This is a genomic window from Spirillospora sp. NPDC049024 (assembly GCF_040649235.1).
Taxonomy (GTDB): Bacteria; Actinomycetota; Actinomycetes; order Streptosporangiales; family Streptosporangiaceae; genus Spirillospora.
In genome coordinates, this window is sequence record NZ_JBEZFD010000004.1 from 129,931 (window position 1) to 147,730 (window position 17,800).

The 17,800-nt window shown below is 72.7% G+C and carries 14 protein-coding genes and 2 pseudogenes; 3 read left to right on the top strand and 13 right to left on the bottom strand.

Features of this window, described 5'->3' with window-relative positions; genetic code table 11:
* A pseudogene (locus tag AB0C21_RS08715) lies at positions 1-878 on the bottom strand (hypothetical protein); the annotation flags it as partial.
* Positions 879-1,045: 167 nt separating this feature from the next.
* Here AB0C21_RS08715 and AB0C21_RS08720 point away from each other — a divergent pair.
* Together AB0C21_RS08720 and AB0C21_RS08725 are read left to right on the top strand one after the other, a co-directional pair.
* Positions 1,046-2,002 (top strand): NAD(P)H-quinone oxidoreductase, encoded by a 957-nt coding sequence (locus AB0C21_RS08720; protein WP_500203439.1) that lies wholly within the window; start codon positions 1,046-1,048, stop codon positions 2,000-2,002.
* Positions 2,003-2,015: 13 nt separating this feature from the next.
* Positions 2,016-2,558, top strand: a complete 543-nt coding sequence (locus AB0C21_RS08725; protein WP_149260644.1) for a bacterial proteasome activator family protein — start codon at positions 2,016-2,018, stop codon at positions 2,556-2,558.
* Between the two features lie 63 nt (positions 2,559-2,621).
* Here AB0C21_RS08725 and AB0C21_RS08730 read toward each other — a convergent pair whose 3' ends face one another.
* The 9 genes from AB0C21_RS08730 to AB0C21_RS08770 all read right to left on the bottom strand — a co-directional run bounded on the left by AB0C21_RS08730 (position 2,622) and on the right by AB0C21_RS08770 (position 12,768).
* Complete coding sequence (locus AB0C21_RS08730) at positions 2,622-3,425, bottom strand: Cof-type HAD-IIB family hydrolase (RefSeq protein WP_500203440.1); 804 nt, start codon at positions 3,423-3,425, stop codon at positions 2,622-2,624.
* Positions 3,426-3,551: 126 nt separating this feature from the next.
* A complete protein-coding gene (gene serS / locus AB0C21_RS08735) occupies positions 3,552-4,811 on the bottom strand; it encodes a serine--tRNA ligase (protein WP_500203441.1) in 1,260 nt (419 codons plus the stop codon).
* Positions 4,812-4,924: 113 nt separating this feature from the next.
* Positions 4,925-5,725 (bottom strand): class I SAM-dependent methyltransferase, encoded by an 801-nt coding sequence (locus tag AB0C21_RS08740; RefSeq protein WP_500203743.1) that lies wholly within the window; start codon positions 5,723-5,725, stop codon positions 4,925-4,927.
* A 21-nt stretch (positions 5,726-5,746) separates the two neighbouring features.
* Positions 5,747-7,360 (bottom strand): hypothetical protein, encoded by a 1,614-nt coding sequence (locus tag AB0C21_RS08745; RefSeq protein ID WP_500203442.1) that lies wholly within the window; start codon positions 7,358-7,360, stop codon positions 5,747-5,749.
* 71 nt (positions 7,361-7,431) lie between these two features.
* Entirely contained in the window at positions 7,432-9,072 is a 1,641-nt protein-coding gene (locus tag AB0C21_RS08750; RefSeq protein ID WP_500203443.1) for a hypothetical protein, read from the bottom strand.
* Between the two features lie 117 nt (positions 9,073-9,189).
* On the bottom strand, positions 9,190-9,831 hold the full coding sequence (locus AB0C21_RS08755; RefSeq protein ID WP_500203444.1) for a DsbA family oxidoreductase: 642 nt from the start codon (positions 9,829-9,831) through the stop codon (positions 9,190-9,192).
* Between the two features lie 64 nt (positions 9,832-9,895).
* On the bottom strand, positions 9,896-10,834 hold the full coding sequence (pheA, locus tag AB0C21_RS08760; protein WP_500203445.1) for a prephenate dehydratase: 939 nt from the start codon (positions 10,832-10,834) through the stop codon (positions 9,896-9,898).
* Between the two features lie 144 nt (positions 10,835-10,978).
* Positions 10,979-11,437, bottom strand: a complete 459-nt coding sequence (locus AB0C21_RS08765; RefSeq protein ID WP_149260764.1) for a DUF4446 family protein — start codon at positions 11,435-11,437, stop codon at positions 10,979-10,981.
* Positions 11,437-12,768, bottom strand: coding sequence for a glycosyltransferase 87 family protein (locus AB0C21_RS08770; RefSeq protein ID WP_500203446.1), 1,332 nt, complete (start codon positions 12,766-12,768; stop codon positions 11,437-11,439). Before AB0C21_RS08770 ends, AB0C21_RS08765 begins: the two co-directional genes overlap by 1 nt.
* 54 nt (positions 12,769-12,822) lie before the next feature.
* Here AB0C21_RS08770 and AB0C21_RS08775 point away from each other — a divergent pair, with 54 nt between their 5' ends.
* Positions 12,823-15,069 (top strand): hypothetical protein, encoded by a 2,247-nt coding sequence (locus tag AB0C21_RS08775; protein ID WP_500203447.1) that lies wholly within the window; start codon positions 12,823-12,825, stop codon positions 15,067-15,069.
* A 538-nt stretch (positions 15,070-15,607) separates the two neighbouring features.
* Here the strand turns inward: AB0C21_RS08775 and mptB are convergent.
* The 3 genes and pseudogenes from mptB to AB0C21_RS08790 form a co-directional block, all read right to left on the bottom strand.
* A pseudogene (gene mptB / locus AB0C21_RS08780) lies at positions 15,608-16,435 on the bottom strand (polyprenol phosphomannose-dependent alpha 1,6 mannosyltransferase MptB); the annotation flags it as partial.
* Positions 16,432-17,163 carry a glycosyltransferase family 2 protein gene (locus AB0C21_RS08785; RefSeq protein WP_149260653.1) on the bottom strand — a complete coding sequence of 244 codons (732 nt, stop codon included), beginning with the start codon at positions 17,161-17,163 and terminating at the stop codon, positions 16,432-16,434. The pseudogene mptB and the gene AB0C21_RS08785, both read right to left, overlap by 4 nt.
* Positions 17,164-17,289: 126 nt before the next feature.
* The gene (locus AB0C21_RS08790; protein WP_149260654.1) at positions 17,290-17,625 is read right to left on the bottom strand and encodes an STAS domain-containing protein; all 336 of its coding nucleotides are present in this window, start codon (positions 17,623-17,625) and stop codon (positions 17,290-17,292) included.
* Between the last annotated feature and the right edge of the window lie 175 nt (positions 17,626-17,800).

Below are 17,800 nucleotides of genomic sequence, written 5' to 3' on the forward strand. Positions count from 1 at the left end.
GCAGGGTCGACCGGCGGGAAGGGCTGGCCTCCCGCGTTCGGGTCCTGCGCATACGGCTGGCCCGTGGCCGGGTCGACCGGGGGGAACGGCTGGCCCTCCGCGTTCGGGCCCGGCTGGAAGGGCTGCCCGGTGGCAGGGTCGACCGGCGGGAAGGGCTGGCCTCCCGCGTTCGGGTCCTGCGCATACGGCTGGCCCGTGGCCGGGTCGACCGGGGGGAACGGCTGGCCGCCCGCGTTCGGGCCCGGCTGGAACGGCTGGCCCGTGGCGGGGTCGACCGGCGGGTACTGCTGGTCGGGTGGGATGGGGCGGCCCGTGGCCGGGTCGAAGGGGACGTAGGGACGGCCCGAGGCGTCCGTGTCCTGCGGGTAGGGCCGGCCCGTGGCGGGGTCGATGGGCTGGTAGCCCTGGCCGGGCGCGTCCGCCCGGCCGACCTGGTCGGCCGGGTAGGGCGGAAGCTGGTCGAGGGGCGGGGCCGCGTTGCCGTTGGCGTCGTACGGGGACGGCTGGTACCCGCCGGCGGCGTACGGCGGCGGAAGCATGCCGCCGTCGAACGGCTGCGGCATCGGGCCGCCCTCGTAGGGCGGCGGCTGCGGCGGGCCGAAGTTCTCCGGGGCTCCCTGGTAGGGGGGCGGCGCGGCGAGCCAGGGATTGGCGTTCGGGTCGGTCTGCTCGGCCTGCGGCCCGGCCGCGGGCGGCTCGGCGGCGGGCTCCTCGGCGGCGGACTGCTCAGCGGGCGGCGTGCTCTCCTGCACTTCCTCCCCCTGCGCCGGCTGTGCGCCCTCGGGGGCGGGGGACGGTCCCGTCTTGTCTCCGCTCATCGCGTCCAGAGAGGCCAGCCGCTCCTCCAAGGAGCGCCCGTCGTGCTCGTTCCTCGCCACCGTTCTTCCCCCTAGGGCACGCCTCTGATGATTTACACGGTGCAGGCGGGCGAAAAGGCCCCCACGCAGGATACCGGTGCGTCAACAGCGGGCATCCCGCGCGCAGATCAACATTGGCGCGGCGGCGGTCCGGGGCGGGGTTGGACGCGCCCGGTAGCGTGACCGGTATGCATGCCATCGTGATTCGCGAACCGGGCGAACCCGACGTCCTGGAATGGACGCGGGTACCGGATCCGGTGCCGAAGCCGGGCGAGGTCCTGATCGACGTGGTGGCCGGCGCCGTCAACCGGGCGGACGTCATGCAGCGCAAGGGCTTCTACCCGCCGCCCTCGGACGCTCCCCCGTACCCGGGCCTTGAGGTGTCCGGCCGGATCGCGGAGCTGGGCGAGGGCGTGACCGGGCCGTCCGTCGGCGACGAGGTGTGCGCGCTGCTCGGCGGCGGAGGCTACGCCGAACGCGTCGCGGTCCCGGCCTCGCAGGTGCTTCCGGTGCCGCGCGGCGTGGACGTCGTGGAGGCGGCCGGGCTCCCCGAGGTGGCGTGCACGGTGTGGTCGAACGTGTTCATGCTGGCCGGGCTGCGCGAGGGCGAGACCCTGCTCGTCCACGGCGGCGGCAGCGGCATCGGGACGTTCGCCATCCAGCTCGCCAAGGCGCGCGGGGCGCGGGTGGTGACGACGGTGGGCAGCCCGGAGAAGGCCGAGAGGTGCCGGGAGCTGGGCGCGGACGCCACGGTGAACTACCGCGAGGACGACTTCGTCGAAAGCGGCCCCTACGACGTGATCCTCGACCTCATCGGCGCCAAGTACCTGAAGCGGAACGTCGACGCCCTCGCCACCGGTGGACGGCTGATGGTGATCGGGCTGCAGGGCGGCGCGAAGGCCGAGCTCGACATCGGCATGCTGCTGCGAAAGCGGGCGCTCGTGCACGCCACGACTCTGCGGGCCCGTCCGTTGGAGGAGAAGGCGGAGATCGTGGCGGAGGTCCGGGAGCACGTGTGGCCGCTGCTGGAGTCGGGACGGATCCGGACGGTCGTCGACCGGCGGATCCCCATGGCCGAGGCGGCGCGCGCGCACGAGCTGATGGAAGAGAGCGGTCACGTCGGCAAGATCCTGCTGACCGTGTGAGGATGTGGAGTTTATGAGCGAGCCTTCGAAGAAGCAGTCGGAACACGAGCCCCAGGTGCTCGTCGTCGGCCCGAACGGTATCGCCGTCGAGGGCGCCGGCGACGGCGAGTCCGAGGGCAGGTCGGTGACCGAGATGGTCGAGCAGCCGGCGAAGGTCATGCGGATCGGCGGGATGATCCGGCAGCTGCTGGAGGAGGTCAAGGCCGCCCCGCTGGACGAGGCGAGCCGGGCCCGGCTGCGGGAGATCCACCAGTCGTCCATCAAGGAGCTGGAGGACGGCCTCGCCCCCGAGCTGGTCGCGGAGCTGGAGCGGCTGTCGCTGCCGTTCGCCGAGGGCTCCGTGCCGAGCGAGGCGGAGCTGCGGATCGCGCAGGCGCAGCTCGTCGGCTGGCTGGAGGGCCTGTTCCACGGCATCCAGACGACGCTGTTCGCCCAGCAGATGGCGGCGCGGGCCCAGCTGGAGCAGATGCGGCGCGCCCTGCCCGCGGGGATGATGCCCCCCGGCGTCGAGGAAGACCCCAAGCCCGGGCAGCGCTCGTCCGGCCCCTACCTGTAACCCCCGCGCCCTCCCGGCGAGACTCGGGCTCCGGCCGCACTCCGCAACGGGGTGCGGCCGTTCCTATGGGAAGAGGCGTTCCAGGACCTCGGCCACGCCGTCGTCGTCGTTGCGGGACGTCTTGTGCGACACGGCGGCGAGGACGAGCGGGTGCGCGTTCGCGACCCCGTAGGACGTGCCCGCCCAGGTGAGCATCGGCAGGTCGTTGGGCATGTCGCCGAACGCGGTGACGTCCCCCGCCGTGATGCCGCGCTCGGTGCAGAGGTCCGCCAGGGCGCTGGCCTTGGTGACGCCCAGGGCGCTCATCTCCAGCAGCCCGCGCCCGGAGGAGTGCGTCACGGTCACGAGGTCGCCGACGGCCTCGACCGCCTTCTCCGAGAGCGCGTCGGGGTCGGCGGCCGGGTGGAACGCGAGCAGCTTGGTGCCGCCCCGGCTGACCAGCTCCGCGTCGTCGACGGGACGGCCGCCGAGCGCCGCCGCGTCCCAGCGGCCGAGGTTGTAGCTGGCCTCGAACACGAACCCGGCCGGGTACTCCACCGCGAACCGCAGCTCGGGCGAGACGCCGCGCAGCCGCCCGATCGCCTCGGCGAGCACGTCCGGCGGGATCTCGTTGGCCCGCAGGACGGTCTCGGTGTGCAGGTCGTAGAGGACGGCCCCGTTGGCGCAGATCGCGACGCCGCGGTGGTCGACGGCCGCGGCGATCTCCGTCATCCAGCGCGGCGGCCGCCCGGTGACCATGACGAGCATCGCCCCGGCCCGCTCGACCCGGGCGAGGGCGGCGACGGTCCGGGCGGAGATCGTGCCGTCGGAGCGCACGATCGTGCCGTCGAGGTCGGTGGCGATCACGCGCGGCGAAGACTGAGACATGTCACCTTCCTGGGCAGATGGGACTCACCCTAGGCCAGGGGCATGACAGGCCCGGCCGCCGCCTCGGGCCCTGGGAGAAGCGAACGGGGCCCGTCCCAGGCAGGACGGGCCCCGTTCGACGAGCGTTCAGCGCTTGACCGGCTCCAGGACCTCCAAGCCCAGGAACTTCTGCAGCGCCTTGGGGACGCGCACCGAACCGTCGGCCTGCTGGTGGTTCTCCAGGATCGCGACCATCCAGCGCGTCGTCGCGAGCGTCCCGTTCAGCGTCGCCACCGGCTGGTTCTTGCCGTCGGCGTCGCGGTACCGCACCGCCAGGCGCCGCGCCTGGAACTCGGTGCAGTTGGACGTCGAGGTGACCTCGCGGTAGGTGTTCTGCGTCGGCACCCACGCCTCGCAGTCGTACTTGCGGGCCGCGCTGGACCCGAGGTCGCCCGCCGCCACGTCGATCACCCGGTACGGGATCTCGACCTTGGCGAGCATCTCCTTCTCCCACTCCAGCAGCCGCAGGTGCTCGGCGTGGGAGTCGGCCGGGTCGCAGTAGGAGAACATCTCCACCTTGTCGAACTGGTGGACGCGGATGATGCCGCGCGTGTCCTTGCCGTAGGAGCCGGCCTCGCGGCGGAAGCAGGACGACCACGCGACGTACCGCCGCGGCAGCTCGTCGAGGATCTCGTTCATGTGGTACGCGGCGAGCGGCACCTCCGACGTCCCGACGAGGTACAGCTCGTCCTGCGGGAGCTGGTACACCTCGGCGGCGTGCGCGCCGAGGAACCCGGTGCCCTCCATCGCCTCCGGCTTCACCAGGACCGGCGGGTACATCGGCGTGAACCCGCTCGCGACGGCCTGCTCCATGGCGAGGTTGAGCAGCGCGTACTGGAGACGCGCGCCCACGCCCGTCAGGTAGTAGAACCGCGCGCCCGACACCTTCGCGCCGCGCTCCATGTCGATGGCGCCGAGGCTCTCGCCCAGCTCCAGGTGGTCCTTCGGCTCGAAGTCGAACTTCGCCGGCTCGCCCACGTGCTCCAGGACGACGTAGTCCTGCTCGCCGCCGGGCGGGGCGCCCTCCTCGATGAGGTTGGGGACGCCCTTGAGCAGCGCGTCGAGCTCCTCGCCGAGCCGGTCGGCCTCCGCCTCGCGCTCCTTCACCTGCTGCGCCAGCTCCTTGGCGCGGGCGAGCAGCGCCTGCCGCTCGTCGCCCTGCGCCTTGGACACCGACTTGCCGAAACTCTTCTGCTCCGCCCTGAGCTGCTCGAACGAGGTCAGCGCCGAGCGGCGCCTCCCGTCCAGGTCGATCAGCCGGTCGACGACGGCGTCATCCTCACCGCGGGCGCGCTGCGAGGCGCGCAGCCGCTCGGGATCCTCTCGAAGAGCTCGCAGGTCAATCACAGACCCGAGGCTACCGGCCCGGCACCCCCGAGCGCGCGCGAGTATCGGCGGTTCGCGCCCCTTGACGGACGCCGCCGGTGAACACCGCTGGTCGCCGCCGCCGGCGGGCGCCGCTAGTGGACGCCGCTCGCCAGCAGCGCGTGCGCGGGCAGCGCCACCTTGCCGTCGCCGGCCGCGTACCCGGCGATGATCTCGTCGTAGGCGGCCTTGATGCGGGCGACGGTCGGCGCGTCCTGCCGCCCGACGATCACGCCGTTCGTGCCGACCCTGGACAGCGCGCCGGTCTCCCACCACTCCTCGGGGTCGACGACGTGCTCCCAGGTCACCTCCTCGACCGCGACCTCACCGAACCCGGCGTCCGCGACCAGCCGCCCGAACGCCGCCGGCTCGCCGTACTCCAGGAACGGCGTCGGGGGGATGTCGTCCGGCCACGGCACGCCGGCCGCCTCGATCGCCTCCCGGACGATCGCGAGGGCGCCGCTGCCCGGCATGACCCAGCAGGTCACCGCCAGCCGGCCGCCCTCGCGCAGGACGCGCCGCAGCCGGACCAGCGCCGCCTCGGGGTCGCCCACGTGGTTGATGACGAAGTTGCCGGCGACCGCGTCGAACGTCCCGTCCTCGAACGGGACCTCGGGCAGGACGGCGACCCGCACGTCGAGCCCGGGGACGTTCCGGCGCGCCGTCTCGGCCATGCCGGGCTCGGCGTCCATGGCCGACACCCGCGCGCCGCGCCGCACCGCCTCCCGCGAGACGAACCCGGGGCCGGTGCCGACGTCGAGCAGCCGCGTCCCGTCCCGCACCCCGGCCGCGTCCAGCAGCGGATCGATCATGTACCGCGTGACGTGGGCGAACCCCCGCTCGTACGCGGGGGCCCGCCCGGCCCACAGCTCCCGCTCGTAAAGATCGAAGTCCATCGCCACGCCCCGCAGCCTACGTCAGCGGACGTCCACGGCATCACCCTGCGAGGTCGAGCCGAGGTAGCCGGAGGTCTCCTTGTAGACCGCCTTCCAGGTGCCGTCCACGGACGCCGTGAAGGTCTTCGCGAACCAGCCGTTGGAGTCGGTCTTGGTGGCCGCCACCTGCTTGTACGTCGAGGTGCCGGCGGCCTTGAAGTAGACGTACACGGGCGCGTTCGGCCCCGGACCCGCCACGTCGCGGAACCGGTAGAGCTGCCCCTTGACCGTGATGGTGCCGCCCTTCTTCACGGGCTCGGGCGAGGCGTTGAAGTTGTACCACTGCGTCCGGTACTTGACGTCGACGAAGTCGGTGGGGCCGACGACCGGCATGTTCAGGTCGCTGCCGGGATACCGGACGCGCCAGTACGCGTCCTTCGTCACGGCCTTCTCGCTGTTGAAGTAGAAGTTCCCCGGCCTTGCCAGGGTCTGGGACGCCCAGACCTTCCAGGTCGTGCCGTCCAGGGAGTACTCCAGGTACACGGGCAGGTTGGTGACGTTGGTGTAGTCGGGCCGGACGTCCAGGCTCCCGTGCACGACGATCGGGTCGCGGTAGCCGAGCGGCTCGGGGAAGGCGTTGAAGCCGGTGATCTCGGAGATGTTCCGGATGTTCAGCGTCCCGAGGCCGGTCTCGCTGCCGGTGAGGAAACCGGTTCCCCCGAAGCCCGCCGTCACGGTGCCCGACTTTCCGACCTCCCGGGCGGCGGTGAAGAAGGCGTGGAAGGTGCCGTCCGCGGAGGTCCGGACCCACGTGATGCCGTCCTCCCCGAGGCCGGCCGGAACATTGACCTGGACGTCGGCGCCGGCCACGGGCTCGGGACCGGCGGAGCCCTGCCGGACGACCTTGCCGTCCACGGTCATCCGCGTGTAGGGCGCCACGGTCGACCCCGGCATCATCCGCGCGGTGATGACCGTGGCCTGCTTGTCGACGGTGACGGAAGCGGCCCGGTTGGACCCGCAGAACCGCCCCTCCCAGGGGACGGAGGCGACCGGAGACGCGCTGCCGCTGGAGGTCAGCGTGAAGGAGCCGTCCTCGCCCGCCGTCGTCTCCGTGCTCGTCCCGGTCCTGACCTTGGCTCCCGACGCCGGCTCGGGCGCGGCCTCGCGGTACTTCTGGAACGTGACCCGGCCGCGCATCGTCACGTCGGAATGCTCGATGTCGATGGTGTCCGGCGAGTTCGAGAAGTCGGTGATGGACGTCGTGTAGCAGTCGTTGAACCCGCTGGTGCGCGTGTACGTGGCGCCGTCGGCCGTGCTGATCAGCACCTCGACGCGTGTCACGCCGGGGCGGGCCTCGATGTCGGGGCGGAACTCGGCCTGCCAGACGCCGTCGTTGTCCGTCCCGCTGCTGCGCGTGAACTCGACGGTGGCATAGGGCTCCGCGTCAGGGGTCAGGTAGCGCATGTTCGCGCGGACCTTCGTGACCCCGCTGGCCGACTTCGCGCCCAGCGTCAGCTTGACCACGCGGTCCTTGGCGAGATTGTCGAAGGCGAGGGCCAGGCTGACGTCGGTCGCATCCGCGTGGGCGGTGCCGGGCGCGACGAAGAGCGAGGCCGTGATGGCTGCGGTGGCGAGCAGTGCGGATGATCGACGCAAGGGGAAACCTCTCCACTGAATACTGGTATGGAGCCTACGGCCAAGATCCATTACTGGTTGGTCAATGTCCGTTAGCGGACGTCCACGTAGTCGTCCCGATACGTCTTGGCGTAGGTGGACGTGGCGCCTGAATAGGCCCGCCAGGTGCCGTCCTTGGTGGCCTTGAAGCCCTTCCGGAACCGGCCGATCCTGTCGGTCGCCTGCTTGCCCATGTAGACCCACTTGGACGATCCCTTGGGCAGGAAGTAGAAGGTGATCGTCTTGCCGCTGTAGGTGTACCACTTCGAGGTCTGGCGGTAGAGCGTGCCCATCACCGTGACGGTGCCGCCCTTCTTCACCGGCTCGGGCGCCGCGTTGAAGTCCAGGATCTTCGTCCGGTACCGGACCTCCACGGCGTCGGTGCCGCTGACCGACTGCTCGGTGCTGTCGCTCTTGGGGACGAGGGCCCGCCAGTAGCCGGTCCGGTCGGCCCTGCCCTCCACGGTGAACCTGCCGTCCCCGGACACGCCGACCTCGCCCTTGGTACTCCACGTCTTGCGGTCTGTGGAGAACTGCAGTCGCACGGAGGCGTTGCCGGGGGCGCCGATCCAGCGACCGTCCGCGAGCTGAGTGAGGACGCGCCCGTACGCCTTCACGTTCTCGCCACGGCCGACCGGCTCGGGCGTGGCGTTGAACCCGGTGACGGACGTCCGGTACGCCACGCGTTGGAAGGGCGTCCGCCCCTCGGACCGGAAGTAGCCGCGGTAGTCGGCGGGCCAGCCGAGGGAGTCCGTCGCGAAGGAGGCCGACCACGCACCGTCCTCGCTCGGGCTGATCCGGAACGTGAAGACGCCCCCGGCGCCGGTCGTGGCGCGGCCCAGGGTCGTCCAGGCCGGATCGGGGGCCGGCTTCGCGAACTTGATCTCGACCTGCTTGCCCGCGAGCGGCGCCCAGACACCACCGTGGTCCTCGCGTTCCAGCCTGCCCGTCAGGTCGACCTGGTCGCCCGGGACGAGGTGCTCGGGCACGTCCACCGTGATCCGCGTGTTCAACTTCCGCATGGCGACGGTGCCGGGCCCGCTCTCGGTGGGCCGGTACAGGAAGGAGCCGCGGAAGACGAGGGTCAGCTTGGCATAGTCGTCGAAGAACGCCTTGCCCTCCGCCCGGCCGTCCGCGCCGGTGACCGCCGTGGCGCTCCGGCCGTCGTCGGAGACCAGGCGCAGCGTCTCGCCCACCGCGGGCTCCAGCGTGCCGTCGGCGCCGTGGCTCATCAGCCTCCCCCGGAAAGTGACCCAGGGGTTCTCGATGTCGACCACGTCCGGGGTGGTCTCGAACTCGCTGATCACCGTGTCCGCGCCGTTGTCGATCGTCGCGCGGTGGGAGGCCGTGAGAGTGCGCTCGCTGTTGGTCAGCTCCACGTCGACCCACCAGCGGCCGGGACCGACGGTGACCTCGGTCTTCGTCCGCCAGACACCGTTCGCCGCCGTGCCCTCGACGAGTTCGAAGTCGTCCGCGGTGAGCGGCGTCGCGGTGCCGCCCTCATACGGGTCCACGACGGCACGAACCTTGGTGATGTCGAGCCCCGAGTCCGCAGCCACCTCGATCTTCGTGGAGGCGCCTGGCGACAGGAGCCGGGTGCTCAACACCCTCAGATAGACCGCCGCGTCCGCGGGGACCGCGGCGAGGGAGAACGTCACGGCCACGGCCGTGACGAGGGCGAGCAATCGGCGCACGGGACGACCTCTCCACTGTTCACTGGTGTGAAGAGGACGCCCAAGATCGACAACCGGTTGCCCCCGGCGCCGCGCTAAATGATCTCGGTTGCGTCACGGCCGGGAAGGCGCCGCCGGTCAGGCGTTCGCGTCCGCCCAGGCCTGGTCGAGGACCTGGGCGAACGTCTCGGTGGGCTGGGCGCCCGAGACGCCGTAGCGGCGGTCGATGACGAAGAAGGGCACGCCGTTGGCGCCGATGTCGCGGGCGGCGCGCTGCTCGGCGTCCACCTCCGAGGCGAACTCCCCGGACGCGAGCACCTCGCGCGCCTCGGCCGGGTCCAGGCCCGCCTCGGCCACGATGTCCACGAGCGCGTCGCGGTCGAACACCGGACGCCCGTCGGTGAAGTACGCCTTGAACAGGGCCTCCACGACGGCGCCCTGCACACCGCGGCGGCCCGCGAGGTGGACGAGGCGGTGCGCGTCGAGGGTGTTGCCCGCCTGGCGGCCTTCGAGGCGGTACTCCAGACCGGCCGCGGCGGCGCGCTGCTCCATCTCCCGGTTCTTCTCCACGGCCTCGGCTCGCGTCATGCCGTACTTCTCGGCCAGCATGTCGGCCACGTCGACCGTCTCGCCCTGCGGGAACGAGGGGTCGAGCTGGAAGGCGCGGTAGACCACCTCGACCTGGTCCCGGTGCTGGAACCCCTCCAGCGCCCGCTCGAAATGCCGCTTGCCGAGGTAGCACCACGGGCACACGACGTCGGCCCAGATCTCAACACGCACAGGGATACCTCTCTCAGGACGGTCAACCGTGCCAACACGTCCCCGGCGCGTTTGATTTCCGGGCTCAGGGGCGGCCGCGGCGGATGCCGGTGAGCCAGGCGGCCGCCTCGGTGAAGTCGGCGTCGTGGGTGCCGCGCCGGATCTCGGGGCGGATCTCGTCGGCGCGGGCGTACGAGCCGACGAAGCGGACGTCGGCGCAGATGCGGCGCAGCCCCATCAGGGCCTCGCCCACGCGGGCGTCGGTGACGTGGCCCTCGAAGTCCATCCAGAACAGGTAGGAGCCGAGGCCGGCGCCGGTGGGCCGGGACTGGATCAGCGTGAGGTTGATGCCGCGGACGGAGAACTCGGTGAGGATCTCCAGCAGGGCGCCCGGGTGGTCCTCGCCGATGAACGCGACGACGGTCGTCTTGTCCATGCCGGTGGGCGGCGGCGGGGGGCAGGGGCGGTGCAGGACGACGAAGCGGGTGACGGCGTCGGCGACGTCGTGGATGTCCTCGGCGAGGACGGACAGGCCGTAGCGGGGGGCCGCGAACGAGCCGGCGAGGGCGGCGTCGTAGTGGCCGTCGGCGACGTGCTGGGCGGCCTCGGCGTTGGAGGTCGCGGCGCGCCATTCGGCGTCCGGAACGTTCTCCAGCAGCCAGCGGCGGCACTGCGGCTGCGCGATCGGGTGCGACGCGACGGTCTTGATGTCGGCCAGCGCGGTGCCGGGGCGCACGAGGAGCGCGAACGAGACCGGCAGGTGGATCTCGCCGACGATCTGGAGGGGCTCGCCGGTCGCCAGCTCGTCCAGCGTGGTGGGGACCGAGCCCTCGACGGAGTTCTCCAGGGCGACGACGGCCGTGTCGGCCTCTCCGCGGCGGAGGGCTTCGAGGGCGGCCGGGACGGTCGCGTACGGGATGTGCTCGCCTTCGGCGGCGCCGGGGAGGGTGAGCAGCGCGGCCTCGGTGAAGGTGCCCCGCGGACCCAGGTAGGCGTAGCGCGCTGGCCTGTCGTCTGCGGTCACGGGATCCCCCGGGTACGTGTTTCGGCGGTGCGGAAGTTATGGCGGTGCGGAAGTTTCGGCTGTGCGGAAGCCGCCTTGCGGCAAGGCGAGAATCCCGAGTCTACCGTCCGGCGGGCGGCCGCCTCGGGCGCCGTTCGGGCGTGCTCAGGCGCGGGCCGTGGACGTGCGGGCGCCGTTGCCGAAGTCGGGCAGCGGGTCGTCCATCGAGACGACGGGGCCCTTGCCGAGCCGGGCGGCCCGCAGGACCTGGTTCTCCTCGGGGGAGAGCGTCTCGACGGCGTGCCCGCCCTGGACGGCCTTGGCGTACGTCCGCGTCTCGGTCCGGCCGTTGATGGAGCTGACCACCACCCCGTCGCCGACCGCGTTGATCAGCGCGAGGGAGAAGGACCGGTGCCCGGACATCTCCTTGAGCGCGTCGTAGTGGACGATGGCGAGGTCGCGCAGGGCGCGCTCGTCGACCTCGCCGCTCGCGACCTGGAGCTGGCGCCTCAGCATTTCCCCGCACTCGTCGACGACCTGGTTGACCCGGTTGTGCGCGACCACCGCGATGGAGAGCCCCGCAACCCCGGCGACCAGGCCAGCGACGGCCACCGCGACAAGCATCACGGGCCGAGCGTACCCAGGCCGACCTGCCGTTGCGAAGGATCTCGGGGGTGGTTGTCCGGATCGAGCCGTCTGACCAGCCACGTTCCGAGAACCATGATCGACACGAGCGCCGCGATGCCGAACGAGTCGCGCAGGACCTGCCCCGCGAAAACCGTTGCGGCGGAATGGTCTGGGCCGATCAGCCCGCGCGCCCACCACGGGAGCGGGAACAGGAACAGCAGCCAGAGGCCGAACGCGACCAGACATCTTCGCGTGTCGCGCCCGTCCCCCACCAGAGCCCCGATTACCGCGATCATCCAGACGAGGTGGTGGATCCACCCCACGGGGGACAGGACGACGGACAGCAGCCCGACGATCGCGACCCCGGCGAGCAGGAGGCTGTAGGCGTCCGTGCCGGTCGCGGCGTCGGCGGCGAGCGTCGCCCGGCGCGCCCAGGCGAAGCCGAACCAGGCGACGACCAGGGCCAGGGCCAGCCACACCAGCGTCCGGGCGGGCCCCTCGTCCAGGATGCGGGCCACGATCCCGTGGACCGCCTGGTTGGTGGTGCCGTCGACCGCGCCCGTCCGGTCGCCGCCCTCCAGCAGCGCCCCGAACCAGTAGCCGGACGAGTCGGACGGCAGCAGCGCGAACCCGCCGAGCGTGGCGACGACGGCGGTCAGCACGGCGTTGCCCAGCGCCTCCCGCCGTCCGGTGATCAGGAAGTAGACGAGGAAGACGCCCGGCACCAGCTTGATCGCCAGGGCGAGGCCGACGAGCATGCCGCGCGGCCAGCGGGCGGTGCGGGCGCAGCAGTCGGCCAGGCACATGGCCAGCAGGAACAGCCCGACCTGCCCGAACCTGACCTGGTCGCGGACGGGGTCCAGCCACGCCGCCGCCGCGACCAGGACCCCGGCGGTGAGCGGCGCCCAGCGCCCCGTCCGGCGGATGAGGTCGCGGAAGGCGTAGCAGACGACGATCACGAGCGCGGCGTAGATCAGCCCCGTCCACGCCCACTGGGCCGCGCGCCAGGGCAGCAGGGTGAACGGGACCGCCAGGACGGCGGCGATCGGCGGGTAGGTGAACGGGAGCAGCTGCGGCGGCTGGGTGAGGAAGTCGTAGAGCGGCGCGCCCCGCAGGACGGCCAGCCCGCCCTCCCGGTAGACCTCCAGGTCGACGAGGCGCTGGTCGGGCTGGTTGCCGAGCCACCGGTGGACGACCGGCGCGGCGGCGGCCACGGCGACGGCGATCCCGGCGAGCAGGATCAGCAGGTCGCGGGGGCTCCGCCTGGCGGGGGCTCCGGCCGCCTCGCCGGGGGAGTCGCGGGCATCCCGCGCGATGAGACCGTCCACAGCCCGCAGGATATGGCCACTGCCCGGTGGTAGGGCTCTTGTAACCTGAACGCCATGACGTCCCGGGGAACGAAGATCGCGTTGTTCCTCGCGACCCTCGGGGCGGCGCTCGCGGCCCTGCTCGGGCCGGTGGCGGCGCACGCCTCGACCCCCGGCTCGGCCCCCGCCGGGCCGACCGCCGCGGGACGAGTCGTGATCGTCGGTGTGCCGGGGCTGATGTGGAGCGACATCACCCGCGCGAACACGCCGGCGCTGTGGGGGCTGACCTCGCAGGGCTCGGCCGCCGGCCTCAGCGTCCGCACCACCCGCGTCGTCACCTGCCCGACGGACGGCTGGCTCACGCTGTCGGCGGGGCAGCGGTCGCGGCTGCCGCACGGCGACTGCGCGCTGCCGTCCGCCCCCGTTCTGCCGGGCCAGTCCTCCCCCACCGGCCCGCCCCCGGCGGGCGGCGCCGTCGCCGCCGGATGGCCGGCGATCAAGAGCGACAACGCGGGCACCAACTACCACGCCCGGATCGGGCTGCTCGGCGACGAGGTCCACCGGGCGGGCGGCTGCACGATGGCGGTCGGGCCCGGCGCGGTGTTCGGCGCCGCCGACGGCGCCGGCCGGGTCGACCGCTACGTCGCCTCCCCCGACAAGGCCACCGCCGCCGACTGGGCGAGCTGCCCGCTCGCGGCCGTCGACGTCGACGACCTGTTCCGCGCCTACATCAACGCGGGCGTCGACCCGCACGGCGACCAGATCCCCCTGTCGGACAAGGGCCGCGCCGCCGCGGCGAAGGCCGCCGACCGCCGGGTCGCGCAGGTCGTGACCGGGCTCCCCGAGGGCACGACCGTCCTGGTCGCGGGGCTGTCCGACACCGGCGTCAACCCGCACCTGCGGGTCGCCCTGGCCAAGGGCGCCGCGTACGGGCCCGGCTACATGACCTCCAGCGCCACCCGCCAGGACGGGCTGGTCACGCTCACCGACCTCACGGCGACCGCGCTGAAGACGCTCGGCGCGAAGCAGCCCAAGCAGGCCGTCGGGTCGGCGTGGCGGTCGCAGCCGTCCACGTCGTCCGCGCACGACCGGGTCGACGCGCTCATGGACGAGGACGTCGCCGCACAGGCGATCCGGGCCGTCCAGACGTCGTTCTACTGGGTGCTGTTCGCGGTGCAGCTCGTCCTCTACGGGATCGCGGTGGTCGCGCTGCGGCGCCTCGGCGGCGACCGCCGCTCGCGGGAGCGGATCCTCGGCGGCACCCGGGTGATCGCGCTGCTCGGCGGCGCGGCCCCCGGCGCGTCCTTCCTCGCCGGCCTGCTGCCGTGGTGGCGGGCCGAGTACCCGACGCCCGTCCTGATCTGCACCGTGCTCGGCTTCGCCGGGCTGCTGACGGGCGTGGCGCTCGCCGGGCCGTGGCGCCGCTCCACCGTCCTGCCCGGGCTGGTGATCACCGGGGTGACGGCGGTCGTCCTCGCGGTGGACGTGATGACGGGCTCGTCCCTCCAGCTCAACACGCTGATGGGCTACACCGCCCTCATCGCCGGACGGTTCTACGGCTTCGGCAACCAGGCGTTCTCGCTGTTCGCCGTGGCGGCGATCCTGACGGCGGCCTGGCTGACGGAGTACCCGCTGCGCCGCGGCAACAAGGCCGCCGCCGTCGCGATCGTCGCGGTGATCGGCGCGTTCACGGTCGCGGTCGACGGCCTGCCCGCGTTCGGCAGCGACTTCGGCGGCGTGCTGGCCATCGTCCCGGCGTTCGCGATGCTCGGCCTGATGGTCGCGGGCAAGCGCATCTCACCGCTCAAGCTCGGCCTGTTCTTCCTGGCCGGACTGGTCCTCGTGCTGTTCATCTCCTACCTGAACGCCCGGTCGGCCAACCCGACGCACCTCGGCCGGTTCTGGCAGGACCTCATGGCCGGGGACGCGTTGGACGTCGTCACCCGCAAGTTCAACGCGATGCTGAACAGCCTCGGGTACTGGCCGTACACGCTCGCGCTCGCCGCCGCCATCGTGTTCCTGTTCTTCGTCCTGGCGCGACCCACGCGGTGGCGGGTGTCGCTGCTGCAGGGCGCCTACAAGCACAGCCTGACGATGCGCCCCGCCGTGATCTGCGCGCTCGCGGTCGGCGTCATCGGCACGCTGGTGAACGACTCGGGCGTGGTGATCCTGTCGGTGGCGTTCAGCCTGGCGACCCCGCTGATGCTCGCCGCGGGGCTCCGGTCGCTGGAGCTCGACCTGAGGAGCGCAGACACGCCGCCACCAGGGCCGTCAGGATCAGCAGAAGCGTCCACGGGACCACGGTCGGCCGAACGACGGTGAACAGCCACTCCAGGTCGTCCGGCAGCCGGATGCGGGCGGGTGCGCGGGCCGGCAGGTAGGCGAGGCTGAGCGCGGCGGTGTGGGCGAGCAGGATCCAGTCGATCCGGGTCCAGGGCAGCAGCGCCAGCAGCGCCCATCCGAATCCGTCGTACCAGGGGAGCGCGTAGGGCGCGGCGAGGAGCCACGCGAGGACGATCGCGGCGGCGACGCGGCGCTCCTCCGCGCCGGGCACGAGGTCGTCCTCCCTCGGCAGGGCCCGGAAGAGCAGCAGGAGCAGCACCACGCCGAGCAGCAGCGCGCCCAGCTTGATGACGTCGCGCTGCGAGCCGCGGCCGAGCGTCTCGTCCAGCAGGTGCCAGGGGGTCGCGAAGGAGACCATGTTGCTGGCCTCGCGGACCTGGTCGAGCGCGTGCGGCCCGGCGAGCGCGTAGGACAGCGCCGTGACGGCCGCGCCCCCGGCGAGCAGCGCGGCCAGGTGGCCGATCGGCCATGCGCGGCGGTCCGTCCAGGTGCGGCGCAGCGCCCCCCACGCGGGCCCGCCGGCGACCAGCGCGGCGGGCAGCTTGATCGCCGTCCCGAACCCGGCCAGCGCCCCCGCCGCGAGGGCCCGGAGCCAGCCGGCCCGCCCGGCGGCCGCGCCGCCGAAGACGGCGAGCGCGGCCACCATCGGCGCGATCGCTAGGACGTCGTTGTGCGCGCCCGCCACCAGGTGGAACAGCACGAGCGGGTTGCACGTCCACAGCAGCGCCGTGCGGAGCCGCCGCTCCTCCGTTCTGGACATCCGGTAGAGGATCAGCGCCGTGACCGCGAACGCGAGGACGTTCAGCACCGACAGGACGAACACGGTGAGCCGCACCGAGCCGCTGCCGATCCACGCGGCGAACGCCTGCCCGCCCGTGGCGACCGGCCCGTACACCGACGGCGTCGTCCGCCACTCCTCGGGCGCCCCGGCGACCGGGTCCTTCGGCAGGTCGACGGCGCTCGTCCGGTACGGGTCGTGGCCGGTCGCCGCCATCCGCCCGTACGAGGCGTAGTTCAGGTGGTCGGTGGACCCGACCGGCGGCATGAACATGAACGCGACGGCCGCCAGCAGGCCCGCGACCACGAGCGGCAGGGCCCGCACGCGCCACCCCTTGCGGACGGCGGCCAGGCACAGGCCGAGCCCCGCGGTGCTCGCGACGATGCCCGCGACGACCAGGCCGATGACCACGTACGGCGACGGATGGACGTCCAGCGCGTACGGCGGCTCGTAGCGCGGGCCCTCGAGCTCCGGCTCGAACACCGACGGCCCGAGCAGCGCGGTGGTCACGAAGCAGGCGGCGCCGACTCCGATCCCCCACAGCCCGCCCGTGCCGAGACGGGTCACGGGCGGCTGCCGCGCAGGCGGTCGAGCCCTCTGGCCACCGCCGGTTCGCGCGCGGCGAGCGCTCTCGCCACGTCCCGGAACTGCCGCGCGCGGTGCAGCTGGGAGCGCCAGTCCGTGCCGGTGGCGCGGTGTGCGAGCGGCACCTCCACCTCCGCCACCCGGAACCCCTTGCGCAGCAGGTCGATCGTGAGCGCGGTCTCCACCCCGAACCCGGCGGCGAGCGGGAGCGCGGCGTCGAACGCGGCGCGGGTCAGGCAGCGCTGCCCGTTCAGCGGCGCGGTGGCCTCCCAGCCGGTGGCGCGGCGGATCCCGTCGCGCGACAGCCGGACCACGAACCCGTGCCCGCCGAGCTTCACGGTCGTGGTGAACACGGCGATCGTCATGTCGGCCTCACCGGATCTGACCGGCTCGACCAGCGGCGCGGCCTCGCGCGCGGTCTCGGCGAGGTCGGCGTCCAGGAACAGCAGGTGGCGCGGCTGCTCGCGGCCCTCGTCCAGCAGCCGGACGGCCTCGGCCCCGCTCTCCATCGCGGCGCCCTTGCCCCGGTTGCGGCTGTGCCGCACGACCCGCGCCCCGGCCTCGCGGGCCACCCGGCCGGTGCCGTCGGAGGAGCCGTCGTCGATCACCACGACGAGGTCGGCGCCGGGAAGCTCCTGCGCGGCCTTGACCGTCGCCGCGATGCGGTCGGCTTCGTCCTTGGCCGGGATGCATACCGCTACGTCCTGCATATCGGCGATCGTAGTCGGGGACGGGACCGCGGTGCCGCAGGGCACGAGGGAACCACCCAAGTCATCACCCGCGCGACAGGTGGGCGCCTCCTGCGCTCCATCCGCGGCGCGGGTGCTCGGGACGGGTCAGCCGGCGTCCAGGACGGGTGCGGCCTCCGTCACGGTGAAGACGGTGTCGAGCCCGGTCACCTGCAGGATCCGCTTCACGGCCGGACGCGGGGCGGCCAGCTCCAGCGAGCCGCCCTGCTCCTTCAGCCGCTTCATGGCCGCGAGCAGCACGTTCATGCCCGTCGAGTCGCAGAACTCGACACCGCTCATGTCGACCACGATGCGGTCGGCCTGGTCGCGCAGCAGGCCCGCGAGGGCCGCCTGCAGCCGTGGCGCGGTGTACAGGTCGAGCTCACCGGTCGCCGTGACGACGGCGTGACCTCCTTGAGACGCGGTCGAGACGTTTAGCTCCACGTCCGGCACACTATCTCGCGAACGGCCCGGGAGCCAGACGGTTCGCCAAGTCCCCTGCCCCGTGGGCGTTTCCGGGGCGCGCCGCCACCTTGCCAGCCCCGTACGCTTTGAGTACTACGCACCGTAATGTGGCGATTTCAGGCGCACGGGGCGCCGATCCGGCCCGCCGATATCG

Bases quoted from the DNA above. Each gene is read 5' to 3' on its own strand.
- AB0C21_RS08720 (WP_500203439.1), top strand. From the start codon at position 1,046: ATGCATGCCATCGTGATTCGCGAACCGGGCGAACCCGACGTCCTGGAA.
- AB0C21_RS08725 (WP_149260644.1), top strand. From the start codon at position 2,016: ATGAGCGAGCCTTCGAAGAAGCAGTCGGAACACGAGCCCCAGGTGCTC.
- AB0C21_RS08730 (WP_500203440.1), bottom strand. From the start codon at position 3,425: ATGTCTCAGTCTTCGCCGCGCGTGATCGCCACCGACCTCGACGGCACG.
- AB0C21_RS08740 (WP_500203743.1), bottom strand. From the start codon at position 5,725: ATGGACTTCGATCTTTACGAGCGGGAGCTGTGGGCCGGGCGGGCCCCC.
- AB0C21_RS08765 (WP_149260764.1), bottom strand. From the start codon at position 11,437: ATGCTTGTCGCGGTGGCCGTCGCTGGCCTGGTCGCCGGGGTTGCGGGG.
- AB0C21_RS08775 (WP_500203447.1), top strand. From the start codon at position 12,823: ATGACGTCCCGGGGAACGAAGATCGCGTTGTTCCTCGCGACCCTCGGG.
- AB0C21_RS08785 (WP_149260653.1), bottom strand. From the start codon at position 17,163: ATGCAGGACGTAGCGGTATGCATCCCGGCCAAGGACGAAGCCGACCGC.